We start from the raw sequence: 907 nt of genomic DNA, 5'->3' as shown, positions 1-907 counted from the left end.
TGTAAACACCATAATCGCCGCTCTCAACCGCACGCTGAACCGTGTTTACAACATCAGGATTGAAGGCATGATACTCTTGGCCATGTACATATTTGAGAAGACCACCCGGCTCGATTGATTTACGCGCTTTCCAAGCCTCATTCGCAAGCAATGACTGCTCAGCTTGTAAATTCGCAAAACTCGCACCTTGAATTCGGCTCGCCACACCTTTGAAACAAAGATCAACCACATCGTCAGAAAGACCAACTGCTTCAAACAATTGAGCACCACGGTAAGACGCAATCGTTGAGATTCCCATTTTAGAAAGAATCTTAAGAAGGCCTTTACCAATCCCTTTACGATAGTTGTTTTTCGCCTCGATTGGATCCATCAACATCTCGCCGCTCTCGATCAAGTCATTCAACACTTGATAAGAAAGGTATGGATACACCGCGGTTGCACCAAAGCCAAACAATACCGCGAAGTGGTGTGAATCGCGTGCAAAACCAGTTTCAACAACGATGTTGGCATCACAACGCAAGCCATTCTCAACCAGGTAGTGGTGCACTGCACCTGTAGCCATGAATGCATTGATTGGCAACTTACCTTTTTCAATGTCTCGATCCGACAAGACAACAATCACTGAGCCATCACGAACAGCTTGTGNCGCTTTTTCNCACACATCTTGAATCGCTGCTTTCAGGCCTTGTTCAGGATCAAATTGCAATGAAACAGTCGCTGAACCAAAACCTAAAGAATTGTCTAAAACCGCAGCAAACTTAGCTGGACTCAAAACAGGCGTAGTTAAAATAATACGCTTAGCGTGCTCAGGAGACTCTTCAAATACATTTCGTTCCGAACCGATGCATGTTTCAAGCGACATAACAATCGCTTCACGCAAAGGATCGATTGGAGGATTCGTAACCTG

General features: G+C 45.1%; 1 protein-coding gene. It reads right to left on the bottom strand.

Annotated elements, in window-relative coordinates:
- Nucleotides 1–907, bottom strand: a 907-nt coding sequence (locus A3762_RS25410; RefSeq protein ID WP_304439335.1) for a glutamate synthase central domain-containing protein, incomplete at both ends; no start/stop codon positions are given.

This window comes from Oleiphilus sp. HI0125 (assembly GCF_001635355.1).
The sequence above is the reverse complement of the archived record's forward strand: the minus strand, read 5'-3'. Positions and strand labels throughout refer to the sequence as shown.